13 protein-coding genes are annotated in these 13,196 nt (G+C 39.9%); 9 read left to right on the top strand and 4 right to left on the bottom strand.

The window, feature by feature from the left end; genetic code table 11:
• Positions 1–205 precede the first annotated feature (205 nt).
• The 3 genes from J2R98_RS06110 (at position 206) to J2R98_RS06100 (ending at position 3,160) form a co-directional block, all read left to right on the top strand.
• Positions 206–1,843, top strand: coding sequence for a CocE/NonD family hydrolase (locus tag J2R98_RS06110; RefSeq protein WP_307067145.1), 1,638 nt, complete (start codon positions 206–208; stop codon positions 1,841–1,843).
• A gap of 20 nt (positions 1,844–1,863) precedes the next feature.
• Positions 1,864–2,949 carry an alanine racemase gene (locus tag J2R98_RS06105; protein WP_307067144.1) on the top strand — a complete coding sequence of 362 codons (1,086 nt, stop codon included), beginning with the start codon at positions 1,864–1,866 and terminating at the stop codon, positions 2,947–2,949.
• A gap of 70 nt (positions 2,950–3,019) precedes the next feature.
• On the top strand, positions 3,020–3,160 hold the full coding sequence (locus tag J2R98_RS06100; RefSeq protein WP_307067142.1) for a hypothetical protein: 141 nt from the start codon (positions 3,020–3,022) through the stop codon (positions 3,158–3,160).
• 38 nt (positions 3,161–3,198) lie between these two features.
• Here the strand turns inward: J2R98_RS06100 and J2R98_RS06095 are convergent, their stop codons facing one another.
• Together J2R98_RS06095 and J2R98_RS06090 are read right to left on the bottom strand one after the other, a co-directional pair.
• Positions 3,199–4,113 (bottom strand): pseudouridine-5'-phosphate glycosidase, encoded by a 915-nt coding sequence (locus J2R98_RS06095; RefSeq protein ID WP_307067140.1) that lies wholly within the window; start codon positions 4,111–4,113, stop codon positions 3,199–3,201.
• The gene (locus J2R98_RS06090; protein ID WP_307067138.1) at positions 4,114–5,205 is read right to left on the bottom strand and encodes a PfkB family carbohydrate kinase; all 1,092 of its coding nucleotides are present in this window, start codon (positions 5,203–5,205) and stop codon (positions 4,114–4,116) included.
• A gap of 341 nt (positions 5,206–5,546) precedes the next feature.
• Here J2R98_RS06090 and J2R98_RS06085 point away from each other — a divergent pair, with 341 nt between their 5' ends.
• The 5 genes from J2R98_RS06085 (at position 5,547) to J2R98_RS06065 (ending at position 11,055) form a co-directional block, all read left to right on the top strand.
• Positions 5,547–7,118: an ABC transporter substrate-binding protein gene (locus J2R98_RS06085; RefSeq protein WP_307067136.1), complete on the top strand. Its 1,572-nt coding sequence runs from the start codon at positions 5,547–5,549 to the stop codon at positions 7,116–7,118.
• A gap of 72 nt (positions 7,119–7,190) precedes the next feature.
• The gene (locus tag J2R98_RS06080; protein ID WP_307067134.1) at positions 7,191–8,147 is read left to right on the top strand and encodes an ABC transporter permease; all 957 of its coding nucleotides are present in this window, start codon (positions 7,191–7,193) and stop codon (positions 8,145–8,147) included.
• Complete coding sequence (locus J2R98_RS06075; RefSeq protein ID WP_307067132.1) at positions 8,147–9,040, top strand: ABC transporter permease; 894 nt, start codon at positions 8,147–8,149, stop codon at positions 9,038–9,040. The genes J2R98_RS06080 and J2R98_RS06075 overlap by 1 nt, the downstream gene beginning before the upstream one ends.
• 13 nt (positions 9,041–9,053) lie before the next feature.
• Positions 9,054–10,118, top strand: coding sequence for an ABC transporter ATP-binding protein (locus J2R98_RS06070; RefSeq protein ID WP_307067130.1), 1,065 nt, complete (start codon positions 9,054–9,056; stop codon positions 10,116–10,118).
• Positions 10,069–11,055, top strand: a complete 987-nt coding sequence (locus tag J2R98_RS06065; protein ID WP_307067128.1) for an ABC transporter ATP-binding protein — start codon at positions 10,069–10,071, stop codon at positions 11,053–11,055. The genes J2R98_RS06070 and J2R98_RS06065 overlap by 50 nt, the downstream gene beginning before the upstream one ends.
• Before the next feature lie 39 nt (positions 11,056–11,094).
• On the opposite strand, the gene J2R98_RS06060 is transcribed toward J2R98_RS06065, so the two are convergent.
• Both J2R98_RS06060 and J2R98_RS06055 read right to left on the bottom strand, forming a co-directional pair.
• Complete coding sequence (locus tag J2R98_RS06060) at positions 11,095–11,415, bottom strand: TIGR04104 family putative zinc finger protein (RefSeq protein ID WP_307067126.1); 321 nt, start codon at positions 11,413–11,415, stop codon at positions 11,095–11,097.
• Between the two features lie 93 nt (positions 11,416–11,508).
• Positions 11,509–12,504: an NAD(P)/FAD-dependent oxidoreductase gene (locus J2R98_RS06055; protein ID WP_307067124.1), complete on the bottom strand. Its 996-nt coding sequence runs from the start codon at positions 12,502–12,504 to the stop codon at positions 11,509–11,511.
• A 158-nt stretch (positions 12,505–12,662) separates the two neighbouring features.
• Here J2R98_RS06055 and J2R98_RS06050 point away from each other — a divergent pair, with 158 nt between their 5' ends.
• A complete protein-coding gene (locus tag J2R98_RS06050) occupies positions 12,663–13,193 on the top strand; it encodes a gamma carbonic anhydrase family protein (RefSeq protein WP_307067122.1) in 531 nt (176 codons plus the stop codon).
• Positions 13,194–13,196: the final 3 nt, after the last annotated feature.

Here is a 13,196-nt window from a genome sequence, read left to right as displayed (position 1 = left end):
AAAGCTTAAAGCTTCAGCAGTAAAAAGCCATTAACGCCAGCTCTAATTTTGAGCTGGCGTTAACTTCTAATAAAGGTTAAAAACCCAAATTAACTTAATCCACTAATGTGAAAGTTTGATGAAAGGGCAAATATTTATTCAAACGTATGTCGATTAGCAGGACTTTTAATTCGAATATCGAAATATAGATCTAAGGAGGGTTTGTATGAGTAATCGTGTTAAAAGAGATATAAAAATTCCTTTAAGGGACGGCGTGTTATTATCTGCTGATCATTATCAACCTGAGGAAGATGGTCAATACCCAGCTATTGTTGTACGAACACCTTATGGTAAAACGAGAGAGCAGCAACATTTGCAGGGTGAATACTTCGCTGACCATGGCTATCATGTTATTAACGTTGATGTAAGAGGGCGTGGAGATTCAGAAGGGGAGTTCGTCCCTTATCGCAATGATGGTGTTGACGGCTATGATGTGATTGAATGGGTCGCTGGACAAACGTGGTGTGACGGCAATGTCGGTACTCTTGGAGGCTCATATTTAGGACGCATCCAGTGGCTTACCGCATTGGAGCAACCTCCATCACTCAAGGCGATGGTTCCACTAGTTACACCGTCAGATCCATTTGTGGAATGGCCAACTGGTTTACCAAACCCGATGCATATTTGTTGGTTATACATGACGCGAGGTCGTGTCATGCAAAATATTAATTTAGTTGATTGGCAAAAGGTGTACTGGACGTTACCTTATGTTGATATGGACTTACCAACAGGGTGGTATTCTGAGCAGTGGCGTGAGGAAATAGAACATCCGTACTTTGATGAATATTGGAAGCATATTGCTTATCAACATCGTTTTGATGAAATAGATGTTCCAGTTTTAAATATTTCAGGTTGGTATGATGACGAACAAATTGGAACACCGTTGAATTATCGTGGCATGGTTGAGGCGGGTAAGTCTAATCAACATTTACTTATGGGACCTTGGCCACACCAGTTAAATAAATCTACAAAGCTCGGTGATTTAGACTTTGGTGCAGATTCATTAATCGATATGAATGACTATCAACGACGGTTTTTCGATTACTATTTAAAAGGAATAGACGATGGATTTAGTGAGAAGAAGCCTGTCGATCTTTTTGTAATGGGTGAAAACAAATGGCAGCAAGAAGAAACGTGGCCTCTTCCAAATACGGAGTGGACCGACTTTTATTTACATAGTAGAGGTAAGGCAAATAGCCGTTTTGGAGATGGTGTTTTAAGTACGAGTGAACCAGCTGGAAATGAAGCGGAGTATGATCAGTATTCCTATAACCCTGCAAATCCTGTACCGTTCATTACAGAGATGGTATCACATCAAATTGGTGGTCCAGATGATTACTCATCAATTGAAAGAAGAGATGACGTCCTTGTCTATACGAGTGAAGTGTTAGATGAAGATGTAGAAGTAACAGGACAAGTTAAAGCAAACTTATTCGTATCAACTGATGCGAAAGATACTGACTTTACGGTTAAGTTACTGGATGTAAGGCCGAGTGGTTTTGCCCAACGTTTAACAGACGGGCTCGTACGCGGGCGTTTCCGTAACGGAACAGACAAGCCTGAACTAATGACCCCAGGTGAAGTTTACGAAGTGGAAGTCGACTGTTGGAATACGTCACACGTCTTTAAAAAAAGTCATCAAATCCGAATTGAAGTCGCATCCAGTGCATTTCCGAAGTATGACCGCAACTTAAATACAGGTGATGAATTAGGTAAGACGACTGAGATGAAAGTGGCGAACCAAATGGTCTACCACTCGGAGCAGTATCCATCTTCTGTAGTATTGCCGATTATTAAAAGATAAACAGAAAAGGTGATTGAGGGATGAACTTAGATACGCCAAGTTTATTAATACAACAAGATACAATGGAGCGTAACTTAATGAGTATGGTTGGTTTTGCCCAATCACAACACATTGCATTACGTCCTCACATAAAAACACATAAAAGTGTTCAAATTGCTAGAAGACAAGTTGAAGAAGGAGCGGTTGGGATAACCGTTGCTAAACTGGATGAAGCTGAAGTCATGGTCGATGGTGGTATTGAAGATATTTTTATTGCTTATCCAATTACTAAAAAACAAAAAGTAAACCGTTTAAAAGAGTTAACTAAACGAGCTAATATAATTGCTAGCGTTGATTCTGAGGTCGGTGCAAAAGCTTTAAGTGACACGTTTGAAGATGAAGTGCTTGAAGTATGGATTAAAGTGAACTCTGGGTTGAACCGTTGTGGTGTTGAGCCAGGTGAAGAGACGGTTAGCCTAGCCAAGTATATAGCAGCACTTCCAGGTCTTGAATTAACTGGTTTATACACTCATGCTGGCCATTCTTACGGTGCTAAGTCAAATGAAGAACGGAAAAGGATCGCCAAGTATGAAGCAGAAAGTGTTGTAAAGAGTGCAAAAGCGTGTGAAGTTGAAGGAATCCGTATTCGGCATCGAAGTGTTGGTGCCACCCCAACGTTCATGGATGCAGGTAAGGTTAAGGGTGTAACTGAAATTAGACCAGGGAATGCGATCTTTTATGATATGGTTCAAGTCGGTTTAGGTATAGCGGAGCCTGAAGATTGTGCTTTAACTGTACTTGCCACGGTTGTTGCTAAACATTCTGATCGTATAGTGATTGATGCAGGAAGCAAAGCATTGTCACTTGAAAAAGGAGCACATGGTAACGAAAGTGTTGTCGGATTTGGTCACGTTATTGGTTACCCAAGCTTAGTTATTGAAAGACTGTCTGAAGAGCATGGTGTCATTCCGATTAATGAACAGTGTGACTTGGAAGTAAATGATACAGTCGAAATCATTCCAAACCATGCTTGTGTAGTGGCTAACTTATTTGATGAGTATGTCGTTTGTAATGAAAATGAAGTGGTAAACAATTGGCCAGTTGATGCACGTGGTGGTCTGAAATAAAAATTAACGAATAAATTACCCCCAAATTCTCAAGCTATAAATACAGAATTTGGGAACAGGCTTAGGTTTAATGTTTTTAAAGTTTCAAATAGATAAGTTCTCATTAGGGTTTAGCGCAAAAGAAATGATGAAAAAACGCGGTTGGCTAAAAATACCGCCAGCTTATAGACGTACCGGGGCAATTGACTCTGAACAAGAGCCTCAAGTATAAAAAGAGTGAACTCGAATAGGAGTTCACTCTTTTCTGAATTAGATTTGATCTTGATAAGCTTTTGCCACTTGACCAGCGACTTCAGCGTTATGATAAACAAGAGCTAAGTTCGTTTCTAAGCTTTGTCCATCTGTTAAAGTTTTGACTTTATCTAAAATAAATGGCGTCACTTCTTTACCTGTAATGTTATGATCTTTGGCTTCTGTAATAGCTTCTTGAATAATATGCTCAATTTCATCATAGTTTAGCGCAGCATGTTCAGGCACAGGGTTAGCGATAATTGCGCCACCTTCAAGACCTAATTCCCACTTAGTTTTAAGTGATTTAGCAACTGTATCTGGTTCATCGATTTGGTAATCGACGCCGAATTCACTGACTCTTGAGTAGAATGAAGGAAATGTGTTCGTTTTATATCCAATGACCGGAACGCCATGCGTCTCTAAATATTCTAGCGTTCTACTAATATCTAAAATCGATTTAGCACCAGCACAAACAACAGCGACATTCGTTTGAGCTAATTCAGTTAAGTCAGCTGAAACGTCCCATGTAATCTCACCTTCACGATGGACACCACCAATTCCACCAGTAGCAAATACTTTAATGCCTGCTAGTTCCGCAGCGATCATCGTTCCAGCGACAGTTGTTGCACCAAGCTCTTTTTGTGCTATAACATGGGCGAAATCGCGACGGCTCACCTTATGAACATTTTCACTCGTAGCAAAAACATTTAATTCTTCTTCTGTTAAACCAATCTTAATTTGGCCATCCATGATCCCAATAGTAGCTGGGACTGCCCCTTGTTCACGGATGATTGTTTCAACTTTACGAGCCATCTCTAAGTTTTGTGGATATGGTAAACCATGAGAGATAATCGTTGATTCTAATGCAACAACAGGTTGGTTATTTTGTATAGCCTCTTGTACTTCTTTTGTATATGATAAAAATTGTTCCATTTACGACAACTCCTTTAATAAAGTATTAATTTTCTTAGTTGATAAGTCTTCAGAACAAGACTGATTAGATTGAAGAGTAAGTGTTGAGCAAGCTAGTCCAAAACGACAAGATTGTTGTAACGTTTGATTATTAATGAATCCATATATGAGACCAGCAGTAAATGCATCACCAGCTCCTGTAACGTCAGCTACTTCTGTACGAATAGCTTCAACTTTCCCTTCTTCATGAGCAGAACAGTAGTAAATACCTTCTTCACCCAAAGTGATGATCACTTGCTTAACGCCTCTGCGCAGCAACTCATGGCAAGCTTTCCCGTAGTCTTCAGTGTTACTAATCGTTATTCCTGAAAGTTCCTCGGCTTCTTCCTTGTTCGGAATAATCGTATGCACACCTGTTAAATCTTCAGGTAGCTTTTTCGCCTTAATTGAGGAGACAGGGTCTAAAAATAAAGGCTTCTGATTGCTTTCACTACGTCTAATCACTGTATGAAGAGCATCCTCAGAAATATTAGTATCTAAGAAAATGACATTAGAACGTGCGTATTGTTGCCACTTTTGCTCAATTAACTGTTGAGTGACTTCGTTATAAATCTCCATATCAGCCATAGATACAACAAGTTCACCATTACGGTCAATCAATGCTGTATAAGTTCCTGTACGGTTTTGGGGTAAGGTGGTAACTTCGCTCGTGTCTATTCCAATTTTATAAGCTGATTCAGTTAACCAAGCGCCTTCTTTATCTTGACCAACAAAAGTAGCTAAAGTCGGTTTTAAGTCTAACCGCACTAAGTTTTCAGCAACGTTCCTTGCTACTCCACCAAGAGATTCATCCGTCGTAACAGGGTTAGACGATTCCATCCTAACGTCTTGCAAGGCATGTGACTTACGGTCGACGTTAGCACCACCAATGCAAGTAACGCTGTTGTGGTTATTTAAGATATAAGCTCGTCCTCTAATTTCCCCAGATTCGATCAACCGTTTAATGTAGTTGGCAACTGCCGAACGTGAAAGGCCGACCTCATCTGCTAGCTCTTGCTGTGAAATGTAAGGGTTTAATTGTATTAGATTTAAAATTTGTTGTTCTTTCTCCATTTTTGAACCCTCCTTTATTCAATAAATGAAATCGCTATCAATCTGTTATGACAAAAGTTTATCATTTAAACATTTGTTTGTAAATAAGAGATTAGTTATTATTACTTAGGCCTAAATAAACATCATGAAAGGGTTTTCATATATATCGAACAAAATGATAACGATTACAAACAAAAATTTATCAAAATGTTATTGACTTTAGCTCTCAAGTAAGTAAAATGGATTTTAAATTTAAATTATCTAACTATTTTAAAAGTTCAGAGGAGTTGGTTTGTGTGGAAAATGATATTTGCGATTTTATTTCAGACTTATGAATTAATTAAAACCTAGGAGGAACTTAAATGGACGATCGAATGTATTCTAAAAAGCTATTAACAACACTACTATTAACTTTACTTATCGTACTAGCTGCTTGTGGAGGCGGTGGCCAGGATAGTGAGTCAGCTGGTGGAGAAGATGAAGCCGAAGATTTAACAAATAATGATGCAGAAGACACTTTAGTTGTAGGACTAGATGATGACCCACCATTATTAGATCCTCATTTATCAACTGCGCAAGTAGAGAGTCAAATTTTTAAAGCTAATTACGAAACGCTAATTAATGTAGATGAAAACTTAGACCCTATCCCTGGACTTGCTAAAGATTGGGATGTCTCAGAGGATGGTTTAACTTATACATTTTATTTGCAAGAAGGTGTCACTTTCCACGATGGAGCCGATTTTAACGCTGAAGCGGTAAAGTATAACTTTGAACGAATTTTAGATGAAGATCTTGGTTCGCCAAATGCTTCGGATTTAAGGTTAATTGAAGAGATGTCGGTAGAGGATGAGTACACATTTGTCGTTGAGCTTGAGGAAACGTTTGCTCCTTTCTTATCTGGACTATCTCACCGAGCAGGTCAAATTGTTTCACCTAAAGCAGCTGAAGATGAAGAGATTGACTTATCTAATGAACCTGTTGGCACAGGGCCATTTCAATTCGTTGATCGTACAGCTCAAAGCCACTTAGAGTTTGAACGCTTCGACGATTACTGGGGTGAGTCACCAGATTATAAGTATTTAGAATATCATGCGTTTTCTAACGAGGACACGCGTATTACGAACTTAGTTTCAGGGGATTTAGATATTGTAAATCGTATTGCTCATAAAGATATTGAACAGTTAGAAGAAAACCCTGAAATTAATATGTCTGAAGAGGACGGTATTGGCTTCCAAGGCTTGATGTTAAACACAGACCGAGAGCCGTTTGATAACCAAAAGGTTAGACAAGCTATGAATTATGCCGTAGATCGTGACGCGATTACAGAAGTCGTCTTTCATAATGGCGCTGAACCGGCAGTTAGTCCATTTGCACCGTCAAGTTGGGCAAACAACCCAGACTTAGAAGTGCCTGATCGTGAAGTTGAAAAGGCACAGGAGCTATTAGAAGAATCAGGGGTTGAGGATCTATCATTCACGTTAACCGTTAGCCCATCACCAGCAGAGCAACAACTATCTGAAATGTTAAAGTCAATGCTTGATGATGTTGGGTTTGAAGTTGAAATTGAACAAGTTGAGTTTGGTGCCATTTTAGACCGTATGTATGAAGGTGACTATGATGTTGCTCGACTTGGTTGGAGTGGTCGAGTGGACCCAGACGGTAATGCCTATAGCTGGTTCCACACAGACGAAACGTATAACTTTACCGGCAGTTCAAATGAACAGTTAGATGAATTGCTAGTGGATGCTAGAACGACTGTTGATCAAAATGAAAGACAAGAGATGTACCGTCAAGCAGCTGAAATTCTATGGGATGAAGCACCTTACATTTTCTTATACCACGAAAATGATTATAAGCCGATGAAAGACAACGTTCAAGGATTTAACCACGTACCAGACGGCTTAATTCGACCAGCAGATTTAACACTTGAATAAAAGTTGGCAAGGTGCTGCAACAAGTTGCAGCACCTTGCTTTACACTAATTTAGACAATCAGGAGGGGTGAAGGTGCTCTCATTTCTACTTCGCCGAGCAGGCTTAATGATCGTTATATTATTTTTCGTTAGTATTATCGTTTTCTCACTCGTCAATGTCTTGCCTGGTGATCCGGCATTAATGATTTTAGGACAGGAAGCAACAGACGAGTCTCTTGAAGCCTTGCGTGAGGATATGGGCTTGAATGACCCTCTAGTCATGCAATACTTTGCCTGGGTTGGTGACTTGTTACAAGGTGATTTCGGTCAATCGTTTCGAGATAATACTGAAGTTTCGAGTCTATTAGCTGAAAAGATACCTATCACACTACAGCTAACGGTCATGTCGTTTGCAATTGCCGTTTTAATTGCGATCCCAGCAGGTGTCATTAGTGCGACGAGAAAAGGAACTTTATGGGATTCATCAGCAACTTTATTTGCACTATCAGGCGTATCACTACCACCTTTCTGGTTAGGCATTCTATTAATCTTTATTTTTGCTGTAACGCTCGGATGGTTCCCACCATCAGGCTACGTACCGATCACAGAAAATGTCGCCCAAAGTTTATGGTACATGTTACTACCAGCCGTTGCTTTAGGTGTAAGACTATCAGCCGAACTAACCCGTATGCTTCGGTCTAGTTTACTAGAAGTCTTAGGATCGGATTATATACGAACTGGCTATGCCAAAGGATTGCTAGAGCGAGCCGTTGTGTATGGTCACGCATTAAGGAATTCCATATTACCTGTTATTACAGTTAGTGCGTTGCAGTTCGCTGCTTTCTTAGGTGGTACCGTAATTACAGAGGAGATCTTTAATATTCCTGGGTTAGGTCAACTACTCGTCACATCGATTCAAACGCGTGATTTCCCTGTTTTACAAGGGGCCGTTATGTTTATGGCTTTAGCTGTTATATTAATTAACTTCTTAACCGATGTTTTATATTCGATCTTAGATCCACGCATTAAGCTTACAGGAGGGTCACAATAATGGAACAAACTGAAAATCTATCAGTGCAAACGACTAAAGTTCAAAACCCTCGCCTGCGAATGCTTAAGACGATGTTAGAACGACTATGGCAAAACAAGTTAGCTGTTTTCGGTGGTGTTGTGACTTTTCTATTAATCTTTACAGCACTATTTGCAACGTGGTTGGCTCCGCATGACCCGACGGAACAAAATTACAGTGCAGTACTACAAGCTCCAAGTAGTGAATACTGGTTTGGAACAGATAATTTAGGGCGCGATATTTTTAGCCGAGTTATATATGGAGCGCAAGTGTCGCTACAAGCGGGTCTAATTTCCGTTGGGATTGCGTTAATCATAGGTGTTCCGATTGGTTTAATTTCAGGTTATTACCGTGGCTTTATTGATGAGTACATCATTATGAGAATGACAGACGCGATGCTTTCCATTCCTGCTTTAGTATTAGCATTGGCATTAGCTGCGGTATTAGGTGCAGGTTTAACAAACGCGATGATTGCCATCGGTTTAGTGTTAACCCCTAACTTTGTTCGTTTAATTCGTGGTGAAGTGTTGGCGCATCGTGAGAAAGAGTATGTTGAAGCGGGTAAGGCATCAGGTATTAGTGATTTTAGTATAATCCTAAAGCATATTTTACCGAATACAATTGCACCAATTATGGTTCAAGCAACGCTTGCGATTGCAGCCGCTATTATCGTTGAAGCTTCACTCAGTTATTTAGGCTTAGGCACCCAGCCACCTAATCCAAGTTGGGGCTCAATGTTAGCGACAGGTCAAGGCTATTTAGATTCAGCACCTTGGATCGCATTATTTCCAGGGGCATTAATCTTTATTACTGTTATTTCGATTAACTTGTTCGGCGATGGCATACGCGACATGTTAGATCCGAAGATGAAGTAAGGAGTGTCACGTCATGAAAAGTACGAGCGAAGAAAACCAATTACAAGTCCATGGCTTAGAAGTTGGGTTTAAAAATAAAAAGAAATACACTCAAATTTTAAATGGTGTATCCTTTAATGTGAACAAGGGTGAAACGTTGTGCATCGTTGGTGAATCAGGGTGTGGCAAAAGTTTAACTTCACTTTCAATTATGGGTCTGCTACCAGAGTCAGGCGAAGTTCGTTCAGGCGAGATTCGCTTTGAAGGTCAAGAATTAACAAATCGATCAATGAAAGAAATGAGCAAAATACGTGGCAATGAGATCTCAATGATTTTCCAAGAGCCGATGACGTCACTTAACCCTGTTCATACAGTAGGGAAACAAATTATAGAAGCAATCCGGATCCACCGTAATGTATCGAAAAAGGAAGCCACTGAACGGGTTGTTGAGATGTTTGAATTAGTCGGTATTCCATCGCCACGCGAACGTGTTCATAACTACCCACACGAAATGAGCGGTGGAATGCGCCAACGTGTCATGATTGCGATGGCACTTGCTTGCGACCCGAAATTGTTAATTGCTGATGAACCGACAACAGCATTAGACGTAACGATCCAAGCCCAAATATTAGACCTTTTAAACGAGTTGAAAGGCGATTTAGACATGTCGATTGTCATGATCACTCATGATTTAGGTGTCGTTTCTGAAATGGCTGATCAAGTACTTGTGATGTATGCAGGTGAAGTGATTGAATATACTGATTCGAAATCATTATTTGAAAACCCTAAGCACCCGTACACACAGGGGTTAATCGCATCAATTCCTAAGCTACAAGGAAAAACAGAAGAATTGCCAGTCATTAAAGGGGCGGTACCAAACCCTGATGAAATGCCATCAGGCTGTCGCTTTTCGACTAGGTGCGCTTTTGCGAAGCAGGAATGCTTTGACCAGTCACCACAAGAAGAAGGTACAGAAGCACATCCAGTTCGTTGTTGGATGTATTCAGCTGAGTGGCAACAGATGACACCGCTTAAAGGAGGAGAGTCCAATGGCTACACCACAGATGGAGCAGTCGACCGAGAACCTATTAGAAATTAAAGGGTTAAAAAAATACTTTGAACTCGGCGGTGGCTTATTTAAACAAAAACAACAAGTTAAAGCTGTTGATGACTTAACCTTTAACGTTAAAAAGGGCGAGACTTTAGGTATTGTCGGCGAGTCTGGCTGTGGTAAATCAACGATGGGACGAGCCTTATTACAGCTTCAAAAACCAACGTCTGGTGAAGTGTATTATGAAGGTCAAGATATTGCACAATTAAATGGGAAGCAGTTACGGAAATTGCGCAAAGATATACAAATTATCTTCCAAGATCCTTTTGCGTCATTGAACCCAAGAATGACAGTGGGTGCAATGCTGACTGAAATTGTTGCCACCCACGAAATCGTCCCTAAAAAAGAACGGCAAAGCTACGTTCAAAATTTGCTTGAAGAAGTCGGGTTGAAAGCTGAAGCTTATTGGAAGTACCCGCACGAATTTAGCGGTGGCCAAAGGCAGAGAGTTAGTATTGCTAGAGCACTTGCTGTACAACCCAAACTGATCATATGCGATGAAGCGGTATCGGCATTAGACGTATCCGTTCAAGCGCAAGTATTGAACTTATTGCAAAAACTGAAAAGAAAACACCAGCTAACATACATTTTTATTTCTCATGATTTATCAGTCGTTAAGCATATTAGTGACCGAGTCGGTGTCATGTATTTAGGTAAGATGGTCGAATTAGCTGATGAAGACTCGATTTACGAAAATCCAGCGCATCCATACACACAGGCACTGTTTTCAGCTATTCCAGATATAACAGAAGATCACAAAGAAAGAATTCAATTAAAAGGAGATGTACCTAGCCCGCTAAATGTACCTACTGGTTGTCGTTTTCATACACGTTGCCCCCTTGCGACAGAATATTGTAAACAAGCTGAACCAGCCTTAGAAGAAGTGAAGGAGCATCATTTAGCGGCCTGTCATTACGCTGAATAATAAATAAAGCCAGTCGTCATGATTAACTGACGGCTGGCTTTATTTTATTTTGCCCCAGTTAACTAAATGTTCTTCAGTACTACTTAACTTTAAGATAAAAGGGTAAAAGATAAAAAATAAAGTTATAACAGTAAGACAGTGCAAAATAAGTCCTACAATAGAAAGGTTAAAAAAGAAAGAAGGAAAAATAATTAGAAGCGGAATAAGTAAAGTTAATACACTTGTTTTTTTCAGTGTATCTTTTGAGGCATACTGATGTCCATGACAATGAGGGCATACCAATCGTGTATCTAAGTTAGCAGACGCTTTATGCGTCTCCCACCACGTCCACTCTGTTTCACATTGCTGACAAACCGGCATGAAATAACCCCCCTCATATATTTTAATTCTCATTATAACATACGGGGAATAATGGTAGTTAAAGCCCAGCTAAATTGTTAGCTGGGCTTTTTATTACTTCGATTTCTCAAAAAGATGGGTACTATGAATACTTAACTTAGCTTTTGGATCGATCATTGACTTAGCATGATTAACAGCAATTGGTGCTTCACCAAAACCGGTTGCAATTAGTTTCGGTTTCCCTTCATACGTACAAATGTCACCAGCGGCAAAAATGCCTGAAATGTTCGTCTCCATTTTAGAATTAACGAAAATACTATTTTTTTGTAACTCAAGCCCCCACGATTTTAAAGGACCTAATGAAGTGACAAAACCATAGTTAACAATGACGTCATCTACGTCGATCAGTTCGAGTTGTTCACCTTTTACTTCTTTAATTGCGACTTGCTCAATACGATTGCCATCTCCAATTAAACGACCAACTTCAAAAGGTGTCATAATGTTAACGGATGAGTTTTTTAACTGTGTAACGCTATGTTCATGCGCGCGGAATTTGTCTCGACGGTGGATTAGTGTAACTTGTTCAGCAATAGGTTCCAATGCTAAGGACCAGTCAATTGCTGAGTCACCACCCCCACATAAAAGGATGCGACGGTTTTTAAACTGATCTAATTTCTGCACGAAATAGTGAAGGTTACTGCCTTCATACTGGTCCGCTTGTTCTGTTTTAAGTTTTCGTGGTTGGAATGCTCCTGCACCTGCTGTAATAATAATCGTTTTGGAATAATGTGTCCCTTGGGTAGTAAAGATCTCGAAGTACTCGTCGTGGCGACTAATGTCTGTTACAGATTGTTCTAAGTGAATGGAAGGTGAAAACGTCTTAGCTTGTTCGTGTAAGTGGTCAACTAACTCTTGTGCTTTAACTTTCGGAAAGCCTGCAACATCGTAAATGTATTTGTCAGGATATAATGCAGCTAATTGTCCTCCAACTTGTGGCATGCTGTCGATGATATTGACTGATGCTTCTCTCATCCCAGCGTAAAAAGCAGTAAATAACCCTACAGGACCTGCCCCTATAACGGTAATATCATATATGCGGTCATTCAACATGACTACCCTCCTTTTATAACGTTTTTAACACGCTTGTAATTATTTTGTTATATAAAAGAATACAAAAGTTCTTCTACATTGTCAATATATTATGGGATAATTACGCTATGATAAAAATGTGTTATATTAAACTTACAGAATAATAGGAGGGATGGTTTATGATCTATCGCTACAAGAATCATACCCCACGAATAGACGAGACAGCTTTTATTGCAGATAATGCTAGAATTATTGGTGATGTTGAGATCGGAAAGGAGTCTAGCATCTGGTTCAATGTCACAGTACGAGGTGATGAAGGACCAATCCGCATTGGTGAGCGTTGTAATATACAAGAAAACTCCATGTGTCACCTGTACGAACAGTTTCCACTTACTTTAGAAGATGAAGTGTCAGTTGGTCACAATGCAATTGTTCACGGTTGTACACTAAGAAAAGGTGTCCTCATAGGTATGGGAGCAACGGTTTTAGATGGTGCTGAAATAGGAGAGTATTCGATTATCGGCGCTAATAGCCTAGTGCCATCTGGTAAAGTGATCCCGCCACGTTCACTCGTCTTAGGATCACCAGGCAAAGTCGTCCGTGAGTTAACAGATGAGGACATGAAGATGATTGAAGAAACGATTGATGTTTATGCTAATAAAGGTCAAGAGTTTAATGATCCAACTATATTTGAACGTGTTTCGAGATAACAT

Origin of the sequence: Alkalibacillus filiformis (assembly GCF_030814115.1) — a bacterium.
GTDB lineage: Bacteria > Bacillota > Bacilli > Bacillales > Alkalibacillaceae > Alkalibacillus > Alkalibacillus filiformis.
The sequence above is the reverse complement of the archived record's forward strand: the minus strand, read 5'-3'. Positions and strand labels throughout refer to the sequence as shown.

Coding starts and splice junctions, on each gene's coding strand:
- J2R98_RS06110 (WP_307067145.1), top strand. CDS start 206: ATGAGTAATCGTGTTAAAAGAGATATAAAAATTCCTTTAAGGGACGGC.
- J2R98_RS06105 (WP_307067144.1), top strand. CDS start 1,864: ATGAACTTAGATACGCCAAGTTTATTAATACAACAAGATACAATGGAG.
- J2R98_RS06100 (WP_307067142.1), top strand. CDS start 3,020: ATGTTTTTAAAGTTTCAAATAGATAAGTTCTCATTAGGGTTTAGCGCA.
- J2R98_RS06095 (WP_307067140.1), bottom strand. CDS start 4,113: ATGGAACAATTTTTATCATATACAAAAGAAGTACAAGAGGCTATACAA.
- J2R98_RS06090 (WP_307067138.1), bottom strand. CDS start 5,205: ATGGAGAAAGAACAACAAATTTTAAATCTAATACAATTAAACCCTTAC.
- J2R98_RS06085 (WP_307067136.1), top strand. CDS start 5,547: ATGGACGATCGAATGTATTCTAAAAAGCTATTAACAACACTACTATTA.
- J2R98_RS06075 (WP_307067132.1), top strand. CDS start 8,147: ATGGAACAAACTGAAAATCTATCAGTGCAAACGACTAAAGTTCAAAAC.
- J2R98_RS06070 (WP_307067130.1), top strand. CDS start 9,054: ATGAAAAGTACGAGCGAAGAAAACCAATTACAAGTCCATGGCTTAGAA.
- J2R98_RS06065 (WP_307067128.1), top strand. CDS start 10,069: ATGGCTACACCACAGATGGAGCAGTCGACCGAGAACCTATTAGAAATT.
- J2R98_RS06060 (WP_307067126.1), bottom strand. CDS start 11,415: ATGCCGGTTTGTCAGCAATGTGAAACAGAGTGGACGTGGTGGGAGACG.
- J2R98_RS06055 (WP_307067124.1), bottom strand. CDS start 12,504: ATGTTGAATGACCGCATATATGATATTACCGTTATAGGGGCAGGTCCT.
- J2R98_RS06050 (WP_307067122.1), top strand. CDS start 12,663: ATGATCTATCGCTACAAGAATCATACCCCACGAATAGACGAGACAGCT.